Origin of the sequence: Nocardia sp. NPDC058114, from assembly GCF_042884695.1 — a bacterium.
Lineage (GTDB): Bacteria > Actinomycetota > Actinomycetes > Mycobacteriales > Mycobacteriaceae > Nocardia.
The window spans coordinates 17,711-33,680 of record NZ_JBHVTK010000010.1 but is presented as its reverse complement, the minus strand read 5'-3'; the positions used below and the strand labels follow the sequence as shown (position 1 = coordinate 33,680).

The 15,970-nt window shown below is 67.7% G+C and carries 11 protein-coding genes; 3 read left to right on the top strand and 8 right to left on the bottom strand.

Annotation, left to right across the window (positions count from 1 at the left end):
- Positions 1-47: 47 nt before the first annotated feature.
- From ACFVVI_RS28915 to ACFVVI_RS28890, 6 genes are all read right to left on the bottom strand, one after another.
- Complete coding sequence (locus ACFVVI_RS28915; protein ID WP_387447593.1) at positions 48-1,685, bottom strand: cation acetate symporter; 1,638 nt, start codon at positions 1,683-1,685, stop codon at positions 48-50.
- Entirely contained in the window at positions 1,682-2,038 is a 357-nt protein-coding gene (locus tag ACFVVI_RS28910) for a DUF485 domain-containing protein (protein WP_379312527.1), read from the bottom strand. The genes ACFVVI_RS28915 and ACFVVI_RS28910 overlap by 4 nt, the downstream gene beginning before the upstream one ends.
- Positions 2,039-2,190: 152 nt before the next feature.
- Positions 2,191-3,945: a cation acetate symporter gene (locus ACFVVI_RS28905; protein WP_378992636.1), complete on the bottom strand. Its 1,755-nt coding sequence runs from the start codon at positions 3,943-3,945 to the stop codon at positions 2,191-2,193.
- 86 nt (positions 3,946-4,031) lie between these two features.
- Entirely contained in the window at positions 4,032-4,397 is a 366-nt protein-coding gene (locus tag ACFVVI_RS28900; RefSeq protein WP_379312525.1) for a hypothetical protein, read from the bottom strand.
- Positions 4,394-5,191 carry a LytR/AlgR family response regulator transcription factor gene (locus tag ACFVVI_RS28895; RefSeq protein WP_378992641.1) on the bottom strand — a complete coding sequence of 266 codons (798 nt, stop codon included), beginning with the start codon at positions 5,189-5,191 and terminating at the stop codon, positions 4,394-4,396. Before ACFVVI_RS28895 ends, ACFVVI_RS28900 begins: the two co-directional genes overlap by 4 nt.
- A 61-nt stretch (positions 5,192-5,252) precedes the next feature.
- Entirely contained in the window at positions 5,253-6,431 is a 1,179-nt protein-coding gene (locus tag ACFVVI_RS28890; RefSeq protein ID WP_387447592.1) for a sensor histidine kinase, read from the bottom strand.
- A gap of 219 nt (positions 6,432-6,650) precedes the next feature.
- Between ACFVVI_RS28890 and dnaE the strand changes: the two genes are divergently transcribed.
- Positions 6,651-10,196: a DNA polymerase III subunit alpha gene (gene dnaE / locus ACFVVI_RS28885; RefSeq protein WP_387447591.1), complete on the top strand. Its 3,546-nt coding sequence runs from the start codon at positions 6,651-6,653 to the stop codon at positions 10,194-10,196.
- 56 nt (positions 10,197-10,252) lie between these two features.
- On the opposite strand, the gene ACFVVI_RS28880 is transcribed toward dnaE, so the two are convergent.
- Together ACFVVI_RS28880 and ACFVVI_RS28875 are read right to left on the bottom strand one after the other, a co-directional pair.
- Positions 10,253-11,449 (bottom strand): Cmx/CmrA family chloramphenicol efflux MFS transporter, encoded by a 1,197-nt coding sequence (locus ACFVVI_RS28880; protein WP_378992647.1) that lies wholly within the window; start codon positions 11,447-11,449, stop codon positions 10,253-10,255.
- 83 nt (positions 11,450-11,532) lie between these two features.
- Positions 11,533-12,105: a TetR/AcrR family transcriptional regulator gene (locus ACFVVI_RS28875; protein WP_387447590.1), complete on the bottom strand. Its 573-nt coding sequence runs from the start codon at positions 12,103-12,105 to the stop codon at positions 11,533-11,535.
- A gap of 130 nt (positions 12,106-12,235) precedes the next feature.
- Between ACFVVI_RS28875 and ACFVVI_RS28870 the strand changes: the two genes are divergently transcribed.
- Positions 12,236-14,161: a hypothetical protein gene (locus tag ACFVVI_RS28870; RefSeq protein WP_387447589.1), complete on the top strand. Its 1,926-nt coding sequence runs from the start codon at positions 12,236-12,238 to the stop codon at positions 14,159-14,161.
- A 45-nt stretch (positions 14,162-14,206) separates the two neighbouring features.
- Positions 14,207-15,958, top strand: a complete 1,752-nt coding sequence (gene treZ, locus ACFVVI_RS28865) for a malto-oligosyltrehalose trehalohydrolase (RefSeq protein WP_387447588.1) — start codon at positions 14,207-14,209, stop codon at positions 15,956-15,958.
- The last annotated feature ends 12 nt before the right edge of the window (positions 15,959-15,970 follow it).

Sequence of the window (15,970 nt, the reverse complement as noted above, 5' to 3'; positions counted from 1 at the left end):
ACAACCCGTGCCGGTGGGGCGAACCACCGGCACGGGCAGGGTTGGCGTCAGTGCGAGATCGCCTTCTCCGCACCGACGCCGGTCAGGGACCGGACTTCCATCTCCGCGGCCTTGGCCTGGTCGATCTGCTCGCCGCGGCCACCCAGGTAGGTGCCGAGGATGCCGAGCACGAAGGCCAGCGGAATGGACACGATGCCCGGGTTGGACAGCGGGAACCAGTCGAAATCCGCGCCCTTGATCATCGCGGTCTTGTTGCCCGACACCGCGGGCGAGAACACGATGAGCACGATGGTCGAGATCAGGCCGCCGTACATCGACCACAGCGCACCGGTGGTGTTGAAGCGCTTCCAGAACAGCGAGTACAGGATCGTCGGCAGGTTCGCCGCCGCCGCCACCGCGAACGCCAGCGCCACCAGGAACGCGATGTTCTGGCCGTTGGCGAGGATGCCGAGACCGATCGCGAGGACACCGATCACCACCGCGGTGATCCGCGAGACCCGCACCTGTTTGACCTCGTCGACGTTGCCCTTCTTGAGCACGCTGGCGTAGATGTCGTGGGCGAACGAGGCCGACGCGGTGATGGTGAGACCGGCCACGACCGCGAGGATCGTCGCGAACGCGACCGCCGAGATCACCCCGAGCAGGATCACCCCGCCGAGTTCGAACGCCAGCAGCGGCGCCGCCGAGTTCTGGCCACCCGCCGCGGCGAGGATCCTGTCCGGGCCCACGATGGCCGCCGCGCCGTAACCGAGCACCAGGGTGAACAGGTAGAAGGCGCCGATCAGGCCGATCGCCCACACCACCGAGCGCCGAGCCTCTTTCGCGGTCGGGACCGTGTAGAAGCGCATCAGCACGTGCGGCAGACCCGCGGTGCCCAGGACCAAGGCCAGGCCCAGCGACAGGAAGTTCAGCTTCGACATCTCGCTGCCGCCGTATTGCGCGCCGGGCGCGAGCACGTCGCGGGCGGCGACCGCCTTGCTGGTGGACTCGCTCACCGATTCCTGTGCGGCACCGAGGATGTCGGAGAAGTTGAAGCCGAACTTCGCCAGCACCATCACCGTCATCAGCGCGGCGCCCGCGATCAGCAGCACCGCCTTGATGATCTGCACCCAGGTGGTGCCCTTCATGCCACCGACCAGCACATACACGATCATCAGCACACCGACGGCCGCGATGACGATGGATTGCCCGGTGCGGCTGGAGATATCGAGCAGCAGCGCCACCAGGCCGCCGGCGCCCGCCATCTGCGCGAGCAGATAGAACAGCGAGACGGTGAGGGTGGTCAGCGCGGCCGCGGTGCGCACCGGGCCTTCCTTCAGCCGGAAGCTGAGGACGTCGGCCATGGTGAATTTGCCGGTGTTGCGCAGCATTTCGGCTACCAGCAGCAGCGCGACGAGCCAGGCGACGAGGAACCCGATCGAATACAGGAACCCGTCGTAGCCGTAGACGGCGATCGCGCCCGCGATGCCGAGGAAGCTCGCGGCCGACAGGTAGTCACCGGCGATGGCGATGCCGTTCTGCGGACCGGAGAAGCCGCGTCCGCCGGTGAAATAGTCGGCGGCACTGGCGTTGTTGCGGCTGGCCCGGATCACCACCACCATGGTGACCGCGACGAACAGCAGGAAAATGGCGATGTTGGCGATGGGATTGCCCACCGTCGACGACGCGGCAAGGGTGACGCTCATGATGCCTGGCCCCCTTCGAGTTCTTCGCGGATGGCCGCGGCGCGCGGATCCAGTTCACGGTTGGCGAAACGGACGTAGAGCCCGGTGATGAGGAACGTGGAGACGAACTGCCCGAGTCCGAGCAGTAGGCCCACGTTGATGTTGCCGAAGACCTTCTGGGCCATGAAGTCGTGCGCGTACGCGCCGAGCAGCACATAGCTCAGGTACCACACCAGGAACAGCGCGGTCATCGGGAAGATGAAGCGGCGCAGCCGGTTTCGCAGATCTTGGAACTGCGGACTCGCTTGTACCGCGAGCCATTCGTCGGCACTCGGCGTGCGCGGATCTGGCGCCTCGGTGTCGGTTTGGGTCATGCCGGTCGTCCTAGCGTGAAGGGGGGTCGTGCGTGGAGATGACGGTAGGTCCCCGGACGCGGGCGCATGAGGGTGTGGCGTGGGTCACTCGGTGAAGGTGGCCGCCCGTGCGGTGAGCGGTCGGTGTGGTGCGACGAACGGTCGGTGCGAGATCACCGATGAGTGGCGGTTTCGGGGTCGCGATCGGCACTCATCCCGAGCCGTTCGGGGGCGTGCATGCGCAGGAACACCCCCGCCACCGCCCGGGGGTCCTGACCCGTGGTGGCGAGGCTCACCAGGATGGTCACCGCGAAGGCCAGCGGAACACTGACCGCGCCCGGATAGTCGACGATCGCGGCCGGCCAGCCGTTCGCCAGGTCGGGGGAGACGCCACCGAGCACCGCCAGCACGGTCGCGCCGCCCGCGGTAACCCCGCCGGTGAGCATGCCCGCGGCCGCGCCGGTCGCGGTGAGTCCGCGCCACCAGATGCCGAGCACGAGCAGCGGGCACAGCGTCGACGCGGCCACCGAGAAGGCCAGGGCGACAGTGCGCGACAGATCCAGGGACGCCACGGTGACCGCGAGCGTCAGCGGGACCAGGCCCGCGACCAGGGCGGCGAGGCGGAAGTCCCGGATCCGGCCGCGCAGCACGTCGGTACTGAGCACTCCCGCCAAGCTGACCAGCAGCCCCGACGAGGTGGACAGGAATGCCGCGATCGCCCCGGCCGCCGCCAGCGCGGCCAGCAGCTGTCCGCCGAGTCCACCGAGCACTGCACCGGGCAGCAGCACGACGGCCGCGTCGGAGGCGCCGGTGATCAGCAGTTGGGGCACGTAGAGGCGGGCGAAGACGCCGAGCAGGATCGGGAACAGGTAGAAGACGCCGACCAGCCCGATCACCGTCAGCGCGGTCCGGCGCGCGGACGGGCCGTCGCGATTGGTGTAGAAGCGGACGAGCACGTGGGGTAATCCCATGGTGCCGAGGAAGGTCGCCACGATCAGCGAGAACACCTGGTACTGCGGGTGTTCCCCGCCGAATCCGCCGCCGGGCGCCACCCAGCCGGCGCCGTCGGCCGGTGCGCCGGCCACCACCGGAACGGCCGAGCCCGGCGCGAGGATCAGTTCGGTGCCTTCGTCGAGGGTGTGGTTGCCCGGTGTCAGCACGACCGGGCCCGCGGTGGGGTGTCCGTCGAGTGTTCCGGTGATCGTCACCTGCTGCGAAACGTCGAGGTGCACGACGACATCGGTCGAGATGTCGACGGTGGTGCGCTCGTCGACCGTGGGTGGCACCGGGGTGGCGACCGGTCGTTCGTCGGCGAGGAAATGCATTCCGAGCACCAATGCGGGTACCGCCACCGCGGTCAATTTCAGCCAATACTGGAATGCCTGCACCAGGGTCACCGACCGCATGCCGCCGCCGATCACATTCGCCGACACGATCGCGCCCACCGCGACCGCCCCCACCCAGGCGGGTACGCCGAGCAGAATGTGCAGCGTCAATCCGGCTCCTTGGAACTGCGGAATCAGATACACCGCGCAGACCAGCACCACGAGACCGGCGGCCATGCGCCGCAACCGAATAGATCCCAACCGGAATTCGGCGAAGTCCGGCACGGTGTACGCGCCGGATCGGCGCAGCGGTGCGGCCACGAACATCAGCAGGCCCAGATAGCCAGCGGTGAAACCCACCGGATACCACAGGGCGTCCGCACCGTATTTGGCGATCAGTCCGGCGACACCGAGAAAGGAAGCGGCGGAGAGATATTCACCGGAGACCGCTGCGGCGTTCCATCGCGAACCCACCGTGCGTGACGCGACCAGGAAATCCGAAGTCGTGCGGGACAGGCGCACTCCATAAAACCCGATGCCGACAGTGGCAAGCGCCGCCAGCAGCAGTGCGGCGACCGTGAGCGCCGGGTTGTCGGGGCTCACGAGCTCGGCCCGCCGGACGGTACCGGTTTCGATCCGCGGGCGTGGTCAGGCCCATACGGCGCTGTCGACAGCTCGTACGGCATGTGTCAGTCCCCGGCCAGTTCCAGGAAATCGTCTTCGTTGCGCTGGGCGAGGCGAACATACGACCACCCCACCGCGTACAGCGCCGGGAACGCGAGCACGCCGAGAATCAGCCAGGGCAGCCGGATGCCGGCCACCGTCGCCTCGGCGATCGCGTCGACGCGCAACAGCACCGGCAGCGCGCCGAACCCGACCGCCACCATCAGTCCCAGGCGCAATGCCAGGCCCAGCTGCGCCCGGATCAGCCCACCGATCAGCGCCGCGCCGAGGTCGGTCTGCTCGACCATCTCCGTGCGCGTGCGCACCTGGCGCGCACCCCGCCGCTGCGCCAGCACCACGCGTTCCCGCGGCGGTCGCTGCGGACCCGTCACCGCTGTGACCAGTTCTGTCGAGGTCCGTGCACCAGCCGCTGCTTGAGTTCGCGCACCTGGCGACGACTCACCGGCAATTCCACCGCGCCCGCCGCCCCTTCGGCCCGCAGGCACACCACCGTCGCGTTGCCCGCGCTCCGCAGCCCGGTCACCAATCGCAAGGCCACCAGATAGGACCGATGCACCCGCAGAAATCCGGCATCCTCCCACCGTGATTCCAGCGCCGACAGTGGAATTCGCACCAAATGCGACCCGCTGCCGGTGTGCAACCGTGCGTAATCCCCATCCGCTTCGACCCACGCCACATCAGCCCGGTTCACCAAGGTGGTCACCCCGCCGAGCTCCACCGGAATCACCTCGCTCGGATGCGCGGACTGCGCCACGACCGTCGCGGGCACCGAAATACGCCCCGCCAGAATTCGTCGCACCGCCTCACCCAATCGAGCACCTCGCAGGGGCTTCAACAGGTAATCCACGGCCCCCAGATCGAAGGCGGCCACCGCGTGATCATCATGGGCGGTCACGAACACCACCGCGGGCGGCTCAGCGAATTCCGACAGGATTCCCGCCAATTCCATCCCCGTGAGCCCCGGCATATCGATATCGAGAAATACCGCGTCGATCGGATGTGCCCGCAACAACCGCAAAGCCCCGGTCGCTTCACCGGCTCGATAGATCTCACCGACTCCCGCCTGCGTGCTCAGCAGATACACGAGCTCGTCCAGCGCCGGTTTCTCATCATCGACGGCGAGCACCCGCAGAGCGGTCGAGGGTTCATCGGTGTTCCAAGTCACAACCCATCCATCGTAACCGGCAGGGTCGGCGGCGGTGCCGAACGCCGCCATGAGACCGGGATCAGGCGCGAATACCGGCGCGAAACTTCGGGACCCGCATGCTGACTTTCGTGCCTGCGCCGGGTGCGGTTTCCACGACCAGGCCGTAGTCGTTGCCGAAAGCGGCGCGGAGGCGGTCGTCCACGTTGGCCAGGCCCACGTGGGCCGCCTCGCCGGTGCGGGCGGGGCCGGAGCCGGTGTCGACGGCGTCGAGTGCGCCGGAGCGCAACAGGTCCGGGTTCATGCCGATGCCGTCGTCTTCGACACTGATCAGGCAGTCGGTGCCGGCGTCGGTGGCGACGATGCTCAGCTGGCCGCCTCGGCCGCCGCCGGCGAGGCCGTGCCGGACCGCGTTCTCGACGAGTGGCTGCAAGGCGAGGAAGGGCAGCACGACACCGAGAACTTCTGGTGCGATGCGCAGCCGCACGTCGAGCGCGTCGCCGAAGCGGGCCTGTTCCAATGCCAGATATCGCTCGATGTTGCGTAGTTCGTCGGCGAGCACGGTGAATTCGCCTGCGGCGCGGAAGGAATAGCGGGTGAAGTCGGCGAATTCGAGGATCAGTTCGCGAGCCCGATCCGGGTCGGTGCGGACGAACGAGGCGATCGTGTTGAGCGCGTTGTAGATGAAATGCGGGCTGATCTGGGCTCGCAGCGCCCGCAATTCCGCCCGGTCGACCCGCGCCCTCGACGCGTCGAGCTCGGCGAGTTCCAGCTGTCCACACGCGTAGCGCGCCACCTCCGCGACCGCCCCGAGCATGCCGGGCCCCGGCTTCCCGGTCGTCACCATGCCGAGCGCACCGACCGCCGCCCCCGTGTCGATCGGCAACGGTTGCGCGATCAACGTGTGCTCGTCACCGGTGACCAGCACGGGCCGCTCATCGGCGACGGCGCGGCGCGCAGCCTCGGCGAACGAGGCGAACATCCCGGTCTGCGGACCGTCCCACGCCAGCAGCGTCCCCTCGGCATCGGCCACACCCAGCGCCTCGGCACCCGCGAGCGCCCGCAGGTGTGGCGCCGCTTCACTCGCGGACTCCTCGGTCAGCCCGCGCCGCAACGGCACGGCGGCCAGCGACGCGGTGTGCAGTGCTTGGTGGACGGCCCGCTGGGCGGGTGTGGTGACGACCCGCTGGGTTCGCCGCCAGACCAGCAACGCCACGACCAGCAGGGCGAGGGCCGCGGCGGCCACGATGAAGGGGGTCATCGAGTCGGCCGATCGGTGTGCACCGATCGATTATGTCGGGGCGAGCGCCGGAATCGGATCAGGCCGCCTTCTTCGCGAGATCGAGGGCCCGTCGGTGACGTTCACCACGACACGCCGCCCCTCGCCCAGGCGCGGTTCGTGGCGTGCCGAATCTGTCGGACCCCCGTGCATAGAATGCCAAGGCCAACCCCCGCCGACTCTATGGGAGGAAGGACCGTCTTGGCTCCGTCCGGATCGTTCGTTCACCTGCACAACCACACCGAGTACTCGATGCTCGATGGAGCGGCGAAGATCTCGCCGCTGTTCGCGGAGGCGGATCGGTTGGGCATGACCGCGGTCGGCATGACCGACCACGGCAACATGTACGGCGCCTCGGAGTTCTACAACTCGGCCAAGAAGGCGGGCATCAAGCCGATCATCGGCATCGAGGCCTACATCGCACCGGGCTCGCGCTTCGACACCAAGCGGGTGAAGTGGGGCGATCCGGGTCAGAAGGGCGACGACGTCTCGGGCTCGGGTGCCTACACCCACATGACGATGGTCGCCGAGAACGCGACCGGCCTGCGCAACCTGTTCAAGCTGTCCTCGCTCGCCTCGATCGAGGGCCAGCTCGGCAAGTGGGCGCGCATGGACGAGGAGATCATCGCCCAGCACGCCGAGGGCATCATCGCGACCACCGGCTGCCCGTCGGGTGAAGTACAGACCCGCCTGCGTCTGGGCCACGATCGCGAAGCGCTCGAAGCCGCCGCGAAGTGGCAGGAGATCTTCGGCGCCGACAACTTCTTCCTCGAGGTGATGGACCACGGTCTGTCCATCGAGCGCCGGGTCCGCGAGGGCCTGATCGACATCAGCAAGCAGCTCGGCATCCCGCCGATCGCCACCAACGACTGCCACTACGTCACCAAGGACCAGTCGGTCAACCACGAAGCGCTGCTGTGCATTCAGACCGGCAAGACGCTGTCGGACCCGACTCGGTTCAAGTTCGATGGTGACGGCTACTACCTCAAGTCCGCCGCGGAGATGCGCGCCATCTGGGACGCCGAAGTCCCCGGCGCGTGCGACAACACCGAGCTCATCGGTGAGCGGGTGCAGTCCTACGACGACGTGTGGGCTCACCGCGACCGGATGCCGATCTTCCCGGTGCCCGAAGGCCACGACCAGGCCAGCTGGTTGCGCAAGGAAGTCCTCGACGGTCTCGATCGCCGCTTCCCGGACGGTCCCTCGCGCGAATACCTCGACCGTGCCGACTTCGAGCTCAAAGTCATCTGCGAGATGGGTTTCCCGGCCTACTTCCTCGTCGTCGGTGACCTGATCAAGCACGCGCTCGAGGTCGGTATCCGGGTCGGTCCCGGTCGTGGTTCGGCCGCCGGTTCGCTGGTTGCCTACGCGATGGGTATCACCAATATCGACCCCATTCCGCACGGTCTGCTGTTCGAGCGATTCCTCAATCCCGAGCGCGTGTCGATGCCCGATATCGATATCGACTTCGATGATCGCCGCCGCGGTGAGATGGTGCGCTACGCCACCGAGAAGTGGGGCAGCGACCGCGTGGCGCAGGTGATCACCTTCGGCACCATCAAGACCAAGGCCGCGATCAAGGACTCCGCGCGAGTCCTGTTCGGCCAGCCCGGTTTCGCCATCGCCGACCAGATCTCCAAGGCGCTGCCGCCGCCGATCATGGCCAAGGACATCTCGGTCTCCGGCATCACCGATCCCGACCATGAGCGGTACAAGGAAGCTGCCGAGGTCCGCGAACTGATCGGCTCCAATCCCGACATCGCCAAGATCTACGAGACCGCGAAAGGCCTGGAAGGTCTGATCCGCAACGCGGGCGTGCACGCCTGCGCGGTCATCATGTCCTCGGAGCCGCTCACCGACGCGATCCCGGTGTGGAAGCGCGCCCAGGACGGCGCGATCATCACCGGCTGGGACTACCCGTCGTGCGAGGCCATCGGCCTGCTGAAGATGGACTTCCTGGGTCTGCGCAACCTCACCGTCATCGGTGATGCCCTGGAGAACATCAAGGCCAACCGCGGCATCGATCTCGACATGGACAACCTGCCGCTCGACGACCCGGCCACCTACGAACTGCTCGCCCGCGGCGACACCCTCGGCGTGTTCCAGCTCGACGGCAGCGCCATGCGCGACCTGCTGCGCCGCATGCAACCCACCGGCTTCGGCGATATCGTCGCCGTCCTCGCGCTGTACCGCCCCGGCCCGATGGGCATGAACGCCCACAACGACTACGCCGACCGCAAGAACAACCGGCAAGAAGTCAAACCGATCCACCCCGAACTCGAAGAGCCGCTGAAAGAGATCCTCGCCGACACCTTCGGCCTGATCGTCTATCAGGAACAGATCATGCAGATCGCGCAGAAGGTGGCCGGGTACTCGCTCGGCCAAGCCGATATCCTGCGCCGCGCCATGGGTAAGAAGAAGCTGTCCGTCCTGGAAGAGGCCTATGCGGGCTTCCGTGACGGCATGCTGGCCAACGACTTCTCCGAGCCCGCCATCAAGGCGCTGTGGGACACGATTCTCCCGTTCGCCGGGTACGCGTTCAACAAATCGCACGCCGCCGGCTACGGCCTCGTCTCCTTCTGGACGGCCTACCTCAAGGCCAACTACCCGGCCGAGTACATGGCCGGTCTGCTCACCTCCGTCGGTGACGACAAGGACAAAGCCGCCATCTACCTGTCGGATTGCCGCAAGATGGGTATCACGGTGCTGCCGCCCGATGTCAACGAATCGGAGCTGAACTTCGCCTCCGTCGGCACCGATATCCGGTTCGGTCTCGGCGCGGTCCGCAACGTCGGCACCAACGTGGTCGGCTCGATCATCACCGCGCGCAAGGAGAAGTCGAAGTTCACCGACTTCTCCGACTACCTGAACAAGATCGACGCGATCGCCTGCTCCAAGAAGGTCACCGAATCCCTCATCAAGGCAGGCGGATTCGACTCCCTCGGGCATCCGCGCAAGGGCTTGCTGCTGATCCACTCCGACGCGATCGACGCGGTGATGTCGACCAAGAAGGCCGAGGCGATCGGCCAGTTCGACCTGTTCGGCGGCCTCGGCGACGGCGACGACTCGATGGCGTCGGTATTCAATGTCAAAGTCCCCGAGGACGAATGGGAGACCAAGCACAAGCTCGCCCTCGAACGGGAGATGCTGGGCCTCTACGTGTCCGGCCACCCACTCAACGGCGTCGAGCACGTGCTGGCAGCGCAGGTCGACACCCCCATCCCGGCGATCCTGGAAGGCGACGTCAAGGACGGCGCGCAGGTGACCATCGGCGGCATCCTCGCCTCGGTGAACCGCCGGATCAACAAGAACGGGTTGGCCTGGGCCTCGGCCCAATTGGAAGACCTCACCGGTGGCGTGGAGGTGCTGTTCTTCCCGCAGTCGTACTCGGTGTACGGCATGGATGTGGTCGAAGACGCCGTGGTGCTGGTGAAGGCCCGCGTCTCGGTGCGTGACGACCGCATCTCCCTGATCGCCAACGACCTCGTCGTTCCCGACCTCTCGGCCATCGGCGTGGCCAAGCCGGTGGCGGTGGTGATGACGACCCGGATGTGCACGCCCGACAAGCTCGGTGAGCTGAAGAAGGTCCTCACCCGGCACCAGGGCACCTCGGATGTCTTCATCCGCCATGTCGGCGCCCGGGAGAAGACCACCATGCTCAAACTCGACGACGCCTGGCGAGTGTCTCCCTCCTCCGCGTTGATGGGAGACCTGAAAGCGCTACTCGGCCCGGGCTGCCTGGGCTGAGCCCGAGACGTCGAAACCACCCGTATCTGTCGCGGGTGGTTTCGACGTCTCATGACCTACGGGTGGGTGAGCGCTGGTAGTCGCGGCTCGGAAGTGCCGGCGGCCGTGCGGGGTTCACGTTCCAGCCGATGGGACAGCCCGACGGTGGCGAGCATGGCCAGACCGAGTCCGGCGCCGATCCAGCCGACCGAAGCGAAGCCGAGCCCCGCGCCGATGGCCAGTCCGCCCAGCCATGGACCGACGGTGATTCCGACATTGAACGCCGAGTAGTTGGTCGCCGCGGCCAGTGTCGGGGCGCCGTCGGCCAGCGTGAAAACGCGGGTGTTCAGGGCCGGGTTCGTGGCGAAACCGACAGCGCCGAGCAACAAGACGAGCACGATCGTCGGCGCCGGGAAGCGCGCGGTGACAGCGATCGCGGCCGCGATCACCGTCATCCCCGCGGCGCCCACGTACAGCGTGCGGAACGGGTGCGCGTCGGCGAATCGACCGCCGATCGTGATACCGATCAACCCGCCGACGCCGTACAGACCCAGCACCGCCGGGACCCACGCCGCCGAGATGCCGGTGGTGTCGGCCAGCATCGCGCCGAGGTAGGCGAAGGTGACGAACGCCGAACCCGTCGACAGCGCGGTGGCGCCGTAGGACACCCACAGCCGCACATTCGCCATCACCCGCAATTCGCCCCGCAAGTCCGCGACCCTGGCGGGTCGACCGCCGGGAATCTTCGTGAACACACCGATCATCGTCAGTGCGGACAGCCCGGCGACCGCCCAGAAGGCCGCGCGCCAGCCCAGATGCTGGCCGATGACGGTGCCCGCGGGCACCCCGATGATCGTGGCGATGGTGAGTCCACCCGCGACGATGCTCATCGCCCGTCCGCGTAACTGCGGGGCCACCAGGCTCACCGCGGTCGCCGCCGCCAGCGCCCAGAACCCCGCGTAGACGAAGGCGCTCACCACCCGGGTCGCGAAGATCACCGAGTAGTCGCCGCTCAGCGCGCCGACGACATGCGCCGCGACGAAGATCGCGAGGAAGGCCAGCAGTGCGTCACGGCGTGGCCAGCGCAGCGTCACCACGGCCAGCAGTGGCGCGCCGACCAGCATGCCGAGCGCGAAGGCCGAGATGAGCAGTCCCGCACGGGGAATGGAGACACCGAGGTCGGCGGCCAGGTCGGGGAGGAGTCCGGCCAGCATCAGCTCGGAGGTGCCCTGGGCGAAGATGGACAGGCCCAGGATGTAGACAGCGGTCGGCATGACAACCTCTCGTACGTCGAACTATTTTGGATCAGTCAGTTCAAAATCAAGCCATGATGAAAGGCGATGGGAGCCGGTGGATCTCAGAGGCAGCGCATCGCGGTCTCGGCGATCGCGGTCAGGGTGGCGTGATCCGCGCCGCCGCGCGCCGCGACGCGCATGCCGCTGATGGTGGCGGTCAGGAACTGGGCGATGGCGCGTGCGTCCCGATCGGCGGCGAATTCGCCTGCGCGCTGACCACTTTCGACAGTCGCCGTGAGTGCGTCGAGACGGCGCTCGCCATCGGCATCCAGGAGCGCGCGCGCAGCGGCATCGTGGGGGGCGAGTTCGACGATCGAGTTCACCACGAGGCAGCCCGACGGTTCGGTTTCGGGCGCCTCGGCGGTCCGGCGCAGGATCTCGGCGATCCGCTCCCTGGCCGGTGCGTCGCTGTCGAGGATGTCGAAGAGGGGGGCGTTCCGGGTGGTCATGTAGTGGCGCAGAGCTCGATCGAACAGATCGCGCTTGCTGGTGAAGGTGTTGTAGATGCTGCTGCGGCCCAAGCCTGTCGCGGCGCAGAGGTCCTGGGTGGAGGTCGCCTCGTAACCGGCGGACCAGAACGCCCGCATCGCGGCATCCACGGCGCGGTGCTCGTCGAATTCTTTGGGTCTGGCCATGCCGACGACCGTAACACATTTTGAACAGATCAGTCCAAAACCGAACTGTCCGTGGACACAGCCCCTCGGTGACTCCCCTGTGGTGGGTCGTGATGGCCGCCTCGCGAACTACGGGCTAGCGTCGAGAGACGTGACGTCCGTGCCGCTGCTCGACTCGCCACCGCACTCCCGTGACCCGTCGCGGCCGGTGCCGTGGCGGATCACCGGGCGGACGGTGCTGCTCGTCGCGACGGCGCTGATCGTGGCGCAGCTGGTCCTGCGCGGCTGGGTGGCCGCGTCCGGATTCTTCTACTGGGACGATTTCCTGCTGATCGGCCGGGTGAGCAGCCAGCCGGTGTTCTCGACGGAATTGCTGTTCACCAGTCACGACGGGCACGTGATGCCGTTGGCGTTCGTGCTGACCTGGCTGGTCACCGAGGTGGCGCCGTTGAATTGGGCAGCCGCCGTCGTGGTGCTGGCCGGGTTGCAACTGCTCGCTTCGCTGGCGGTGCTGCGACTGTTGATCGTGCTGCTCGGGGTCCGCACCCGTCTGCTCGGACCCCTGGCGTTCTACCTGTTCGTCCCGTTGTCGGTGCCCGCGTTCGCCTGGTGGTCGGCGGCGGTGAACGCGCTGCCGTTGCAGATCGCGCTGGCGTGGGTGAGCGCGGACGCGGTGCTGTTGGTGCGAACGGGGCGGCGTCGATATGCGGTGTCGGGGGCCGCGGTGTTCGCGGTGGCGTTGCTGTTCTTCGAGAAATCGGTGCTCGTGCTGCCGGTGGCTTTCGCGGTGGCAGTGCTGGCCGCGCACGTGACGGGCGGATCCGTACAGGCGGCCGCTCGGCGTGGAGGCGCGCTGTGGACGGCGGGCGGCGCGGTGCTGCTGACGTGGTCGGCGTGTTTTCTGCTCGTCATCCAACGTCCGAGGGGGCTCTCGGCTCCCGAACATCCCGGGTCCCTGTGGAGCCGCGCGCTGTCCGACGGGTTGGTACCCGCGCTGTTCGGCGGTCCATGGCGCTGGGAACGCTGGCAACCCGCCACGCCGTGGGCGGACTCGCCGAGCTTGCTGGTCGCGCTGAGCTGGCTGTCGCTGATCCTGTTCGCGGCGTGGACGATTCGTACCCGCTGCCGGGTCATCGCGATCTGGGTGAGCGCCGCCGGATACGCGGTCCTGACCATCGCGCCCGTCGTCCTGCTGCGTGACGGCCCGAGTACCGCGGGTCTGCTCCTCCAATCGGTGCGCTACTTCGCCGATTTCGCCGTCATCGCGACCGTCGCGCTCGCGTTGATCACGCTGGCACCCCGTCGGCGCCGGTCGAGTTCTGCATTCGGATCGAACGAGCCCGCACACCGGCGAATTCCGGCTGACATCGATCCGGCACGTGCGCGCACCGTCAGCGGATCGGCTCCGGTCGCGGTGGGGCGTGATGGCCGAGCTCGGCAGGCAGTGGGTATCTCGGCGATCATCGTGTTCCTCGCGAGCAGTGTGTACTCGACGATCACCTTCACCAGGTCCTGGGAACCGAGCCCGGCCCGCACCTACGTGAGCGGCGTGCGAGCCGCGCTCCCCGGCGCCGCCGACGCGCCGCTGCTGCCCCAAGAGGTTCCGTGGAATGTCTTGAACCCGTTGGCCTTCCCCGAGAACATGACCGACCGTGTCTTCGCCCCGATCGCGACCCCCACCACCTTCGCCCTTTCGACTCCGCGCCTGCGGATGATCACCGATGAGGGCGCCGTCGTCGACGCGCAGGTCTGGTGGAACCGCGCCATCGTCGAGGGCCCCGAACCCCGCTGTGGGTACCGCGTGCACGGCACCGCCGGCGCCAACCTCCCCCTCGACGGCCCCATGCAGATCCGCGACTGGACCGCCCAGGTGAACTACAACGCCGAACGGGACGGCCGGATCGCGCTGTCCTTCGAGGGCGAGACCGAGACGATCGCCGACGTGCGCGCGGGCTTGAACACCGTGTACGTCCGGCTGCTCGGCGGTGGCGACACCCTGCGGATCAGATCCCTCGACGAGCGGCAGTCGCTGTGCGTCGGCGCGGGACCGGTCGGGGTCGCCGCGCACGCGCGGTGAATCGTTGATCGAGCACACCGGCGCGGGGCATGCGATGCTGGGCCGATGAGGCAGTTTCGGGTGTGGGCGCCGGAGGCGGGGGCGGTGCGGCTGCAACTGGACGGGGTCGAGCACCCGATGCGAAGAAACGGTGGCGGCAATTGGTCGGTCCGCGTCGACGCAGGTCAGGGTGCCCGTTACGGCTTCCTGATCGACGACGACCCGACGGTGTTGCCCGACCCGCGCTCGGCTCGCCAACCCGACGGCGTGCACGAAACCTCCGCAGTCCACGATCTCGATCAGACGGTCTGGACCGACCGGAACTGGACCGGCCGACCCGTGGCCGGCTCGGTGTTCTACGAACTCCACATCGGCACCTTCACCCCCGCGGGAACCTTCGACGCGGCGATCGAGCACCTCGACCATCTCGTGACACTGGGCGTCACCACCGTCGAACTCATGCCGGTGAACGCCTTCGACGGCACCCACAACTGGGGCTACGACGGCGTCGGATGGTACGCGGTACAGGAAAGCTACGGCGGTCCCGACGGCCTGCAACGCTTCGTCGACGCCTGCCACGCCCGTGGTCTCGCGGTCTGCCTCGACGTGGTCTACAACCACCTCGGCCCGTGCGGCAACTACCTGCCGCGCTTCGGCCCCTACCTCACCGCGGGCCGCAACACCTGGGGTCAGAGCCTCAACCTCGACGGCCCCGGCTCCGACGCGGTCCGCGCCTACATCATCGACAACGCCCTGCGCTGGCTGCGCGAATTCCACCTCGACGCCTTGCGTATCGATGCCGTCCACGCGCTGGTCGACCGCACCGCCACCCACCTGCTCGACGAGCTGGTCGTCGAAACCACCGCGCTGGCAGCACATCTGGGTCGACCGCTCAGCTTGATCGCGGAAAGCGACCTCAACGACCCCCGCCTGATCACCCCGCGCGCGGCAGGCGGCTACGGGCTCACCGGCCAGTGGAACGACGACCTGCACCACGCCGTGCACACCGCCGTCTCCGGCGAAAGACAGGGCTACTACGCCGATTTCGGCTCACTGGCCTGCCTCACGCAGACACTCACCCACGGCTTCTTCCACGCCGGGACCTATTCCAGTTTCCGCGGCCGCACCCACGGCGCGCCGCTGCGTCGCGACCTCGTCCCCGGCAGCGCGCTGTTCGGCTACACCTGCAATCACGATCAGATCGGCAATCGTGCGACCGGTGATCGCCCCAGCGCCTACCTCACCCCGGGGCAACTCGCGGTGAAGGCGGCGCTGGTGCTGCTCTCGGCGAGTACGCCGATGCTGTTCATGGGGGAGGAGTGGGGCGCGCGCACCCCGTTCCAGTTCTTCACCTCCCACACCGACCCGGTCGTCGCCGCGGCCACCGCCACCGGGCGTCGCGCCGAATTCGCCGAGCACGGCTGGTCCAGCGACGAGGTGCCCGACCCGCAGGACGCGGACACCTTCACCCGCTCCAAGCTCGACTGGACCGAGGTCGGTCGCGAACCGCATGCCCGATTGCTCGCCTGCTATCGCGGCCTGCTCGCCCTGCGCAAGTCGCGGCCCGAGTTCGCCGATCCATGGCTGGAACGGGTGTGGGCCGACTATGACGAAGCACAGCGTTGGTTCGTCCTGCGTCGTGGCCGAATCTCGGTGGTGTGCAACCTCGCCGAGGACGAAGTGGTGATCCCGGTGCACGGTCGGGTGCTGCTGGCCTGGTCGCCTGCCACCGAAAGCGGTGCGGGAACACTGATTTCGGGTCACAGTTTCGCGGTGCTCGAGGAAGGTGACGGCGCGGGCACGGTGGTCACCGAGTGATGACGCCGGGCT

Bases quoted from the DNA above. Each gene is read 5' to 3' on its own strand.
- ACFVVI_RS28890 (WP_387447592.1), bottom strand. From the start codon at position 6,431: ATGACCCCCTTCATCGTGGCCGCCGCGGCCCTCGCCCTGCTGGTCGTG.
- ACFVVI_RS28875 (WP_387447590.1), bottom strand. From the start codon at position 12,105: ATGGCCAGACCCAAAGAATTCGACGAGCACCGCGCCGTGGATGCCGCG.
- ACFVVI_RS28915 (WP_387447593.1), bottom strand. From the start codon at position 1,685: ATGAGCGTCACCCTTGCCGCGTCGTCGACGGTGGGCAATCCCATCGCC.
- ACFVVI_RS28880 (WP_378992647.1), bottom strand. From the start codon at position 11,449: ATGCCGACCGCTGTCTACATCCTGGGCCTGTCCATCTTCGCCCAGGGC.
- treZ (WP_387447588.1), top strand. From the start codon at position 14,207: ATGAGGCAGTTTCGGGTGTGGGCGCCGGAGGCGGGGGCGGTGCGGCTG.
- ACFVVI_RS28910 (WP_379312527.1), bottom strand. From the start codon at position 2,038: ATGACCCAAACCGACACCGAGGCGCCAGATCCGCGCACGCCGAGTGCC.